The sequence below is a fragment of the Ruminococcus sp. CAG:330 genome (assembly GCF_000437175.1).
In the GTDB taxonomy this organism is placed as follows: domain Bacteria; phylum Bacillota; class Clostridia; order Oscillospirales; family Ruminococcaceae; genus Ruminococcus_C.
This window is the reverse complement of sequence record NZ_FR898031.1, coordinates 10,081-13,661: the sequence shown is the minus strand read 5'-3', so window position 1 is coordinate 13,661 and position 3,581 is coordinate 10,081. Positions and strand designations below refer to the sequence as shown.

The 3,581-nt window shown below is 55.1% G+C and carries 5 protein-coding genes; all 5 read left to right on the top strand.

The window, feature by feature from the left end:
* The first annotated feature begins 70 nt into the window (after positions 1 to 70).
* Entirely contained in the window at positions 71 to 1,204 is a 1,134-nt protein-coding gene (locus tag QZL66_RS03920; protein ID WP_022410447.1) for a tyramine oxidase subunit B, read from the top strand.
* 19 nt (positions 1,205 to 1,223) lie between these two features.
* Positions 1,224 to 1,550 carry a (2Fe-2S)-binding protein gene (locus QZL66_RS03915; RefSeq protein ID WP_022410446.1) on the top strand — a complete coding sequence of 109 codons (327 nt, stop codon included), beginning with the start codon at positions 1,224 to 1,226 and terminating at the stop codon, positions 1,548 to 1,550.
* A complete protein-coding gene (locus QZL66_RS03910) occupies positions 1,550 to 3,136 on the top strand; it encodes an FAD-dependent oxidoreductase (RefSeq protein ID WP_293601836.1) in 1,587 nt (528 codons plus the stop codon). The genes QZL66_RS03915 and QZL66_RS03910 overlap by 1 nt, the downstream gene beginning before the upstream one ends.
* Positions 3,133 to 3,453, top strand: coding sequence for a (2Fe-2S)-binding protein (locus QZL66_RS03905; RefSeq protein WP_022410444.1), 321 nt, complete (start codon positions 3,133 to 3,135; stop codon positions 3,451 to 3,453). Before QZL66_RS03910 ends, QZL66_RS03905 begins: the two co-directional genes overlap by 4 nt.
* Positions 3,450 to 3,581 (top strand): FAD-dependent oxidoreductase (locus QZL66_RS03900; protein ID WP_293601835.1); only part of this gene is annotated, 132 nt, incomplete at its 3' end. The genes QZL66_RS03905 and QZL66_RS03900, both read left to right, overlap by 4 nt.

Here is a 3,581-nt window from a genome sequence, read left to right as displayed (position 1 = left end):
TTTTGCTTTATTTTTCAGGAAGCGCAGCACACACTGGCGTGTGCCGGACGTTTCGTAGGAGGTATTTCAGATGAGCTATCCAGAAGTTGATTTTTTGTATCTGAACGAAGAGGATATGGTGGCAGCCGGTGTCAAGGATATGGCAGGCTGCATCGATGCTATGGAGGAAATGTTCAAGCTGATGAAAGTTGGCGATTATCGGATGGGTGGCGCAAACGGCAACTCCCACGGATGTATGGTCATGTTCCCGCCGTCCTCTCCGTTTCCGGAAATGCCGGTAGACGGTCCGGACAGACGTTTTATGGCAATGCCGGCGTATCTGGGCGGTGTGTTCGACATGGCAGGCATGAAGTGGTACGGCTCCAACTGTGCCAATAAGGAAAAGGGTCTGCCCCGTTCCATCCTGATGCTGACGCTGAATGACAAGGACACCGGCGCACCGGTGGCATATATGTCCGCCAACATCCTCTCCGCTTACCGCACCGGCGCAGTTCCGGGTGTGGGATACAAGCACTTGTCCAAGCCGGATTCCAAGGTGGCTGCCATCATTGGTCCGGGCGTGATGAGCAAGACGGCGCTGGCAGCGATCATGGCGGTTCGTCCCGGCATTGAGACCATTAAGGTCAAGGGTCGTGGAAAAGCCTCGCTGGAAAAGTTCATTGCCCACGTGAAGAAAGAATATCCGCAGGTGAATGTGTATGCGGTGGATACCATGGAAGAGGCGGTACGGGATGCCGATATTGTTTCGGCAAGCACTTCCACGCCCACCGGCGATCCCAGCCTGTATCCGTACATCAAAGAGGAATGGATCAAGCCGGGGGCACTGATCAGTTCCACTGCGGCGCTCCGGTTCGATGATGACTTCATAATTCACCGTGCAAGAACCGTGACGGACAACATCAAGCTGTACGAGGCATGGGAAGAGGAGATGAAACCCAACGCTTACAACACCGTTCCGATTCCGGCAGTGCATGTCATGGATCTGATTGCAGAGGGCAAGATGAAGCCGGAGCAGGTGGACGATCTGGGCGACATCCTGATGGGCAACATTCCGCTGCACCGGAAAGACGATGAGATCATCGTGTACTCCATCGGCGGTATGCCGGTAGAGGATGTGGCCTGGGGCACAATGGTTTACCGCAATGCGCTGAAAAAGGGCATCGGCACAAAGCTGAAGCTTTGGGATACCCCGCAGATGGTATAAAGAGACAGGAGGAGCAGACATGAGAATACAGGAACATCCGATTCTGGGAACATATGAAAAGGGACAGCTGGTTTCCTTTACTTTTGATGGAAAAACACTACAGGGATATGCCGGAGAGCCAATCGCCATGGCACTGAAAAATGCCGGCGTGATGGTGCACCGCTACACCAGAAAAGAGCATAAGCCAAGAGGAATCTTCTGCGCCATCGGGCGCTGTACCGACTGTGTCATGGTCGTCAACGGACAGCCGAATGTGCGGACGTGTATCACGCCGCTGGAAGAGGGCATGGAGATCCGGACACAGTATGGTGTGACTGCAGAACAGCCGGGAGGTGCAGCAAAATGATGAAGCGTTATGATATGATTGTGGTCGGCGCAGGGCCGGCAGGCTTGTCCGCAGCCATTGAGGCGGCAAAAAAGGGAATGCACGTTGTGGTATACGATGAAAATGCAAAGCCCGGCGGACAGCTGTTCAAGCAGATTCACAAGTTCTTTGGCTCGAAAGAGCACAAGGCAAAGATTCGAGGCTTCCATATCGGTGAAGAGCTTCTGGCAGAGGCAGCATCTCTGGGGGTTGAGGTTGTTCTGAATGCCATCGTGATCGGCATTTTTCCGGAAAAGGAAGTGACTGTCAAGGTCGAAGACCATGTCATCCACGTCAAGGGGGACACGATTCTGATTGCCACCGGCGCAAGTGAGAACATGGTCACGTTTCCGGGCTGGACGCTGCCGGGTGTCATCGGCGCAGGTGCAGCGCAGACCATGATGAACCTCCACGGCACACTGCCGGGCAAGCGTGTGCTGATGCTGGGTTCCGGTAACGTGGGACTGGTGGTCAGCTTTCAGCTGATGCAGGCGGGCTGTGAAGTGGTTACCGTGGCAGACGCAGCGCCCCGTGTGGGCGGTTATGGCGTTCACGCAGCCAAGGTAGCAAGATGCGGTGTGCCGTTCTATCTGTCCCATACAATTATTTCCGCAGACGGCGAGGACTGTGTCACTGGCGTGACCATCGGAGAGGTGGACAAGAACTGGCAGATCATTCCGGGCACGGAAAAACATTTCGATGTGGATACGATTTGTCTGGCAGTCGGGCTTTCGCCCATGTCCAAGCTGTGCGATATGGCAGGATGCGCCATGGAGGACAATCCGGCAAAGGCCGGATTTGTTCCGGTTGTGGATGAATACGGCGAAACATCGATTCCCGGCATCTATGCTGCCGGAGATGTTTCCGGTATCGAAGAGGCTTCCAGTGCCATGATCGAGGGAAGAATCGCCGGGATTGCAGCAGCTGCACGGCTGGGCTTTATCTCGGAGGAAACCTGTAAGGAAGAGGCAGCCAAGCAGGAGGCTGCGCTGGCTGGTCTGCGGCAGGGTATGTTTGCACCGGGAATGCGTGGCAAACAGATTACCGAGACCGAAGAAGGTGTGGAAATTTCGCAAAACCTGTTGAAACACGGGTTCGTTGCCGAGGCGGAGATCGAGCGCTTTCCCGGTGTGACCCACGGCAGCGGTGTGCATCCGGTCATCGAGTGTACCCAGAACATCCCTTGCAACCCGTGTCAGGATGCATGTCCGAAGCACTGCATCCGCATCGGCAGCAACATCACCGCACTGCCGTCCATCGATCCGGAGAAAAAGTGCACCGGTTGCGGCATGTGCGTAGCTTCCTGTTCCGGTCAGGCAATCTTCCTCGTGAACGAGGATTGCGGAGACGGTACCGCAGAAATCACACTGCCGTATGAGTTCCTGCCCCTGCCGCAGAAAGGCGATAAGGGCGTTGCCCTGAACCGAAAGGGCGATAAGGTCTGTGAGGCAGAGGTGGTCAATGTGCGCAGCGCAAAGGCATTCGACCATACGAATCTGCTTACCATGAAAGTGCCGAAAGAATATGCCATGAAAGCAAGATTTTTTCGGGAGGAGGAGACAGCATGAATGACAGAAACCGTGAACTGAAACCGTTTGTTCCCCAGCCAGACGACGACATGATCGTCTGCCGCTGCGAAGAGATTACGAAAGGGGAGATTCGCCGTGCGGTGCATGACGGCATGTTCACCCTCACCGAAATTCGCCGGTATCTGCGAACCGGTATGGGACTCTGTCAGGGGCAGACCTGTACGAAACTGGTAAAGGGCATCGTTGCACGGGAACTGGGCGTGCGTCCCAATGAACTCGGTCCTGCCACCGGCAGAGCGCCCATGCGCCCCATTGAAATGAAAGTGCTGGCAAGAGATAAGGAGGAGACAAAATGAATGCAGAAGTCATTATCGTTGGCGGCGGCATCATCGGATGCGCTGCGGCATATAATCTTGCAAAAAATGGTGTCTCCGTTCTGGTACTGGAGGGCAGCGAGAACATCGGCAACGGCGGCTCTACCCCC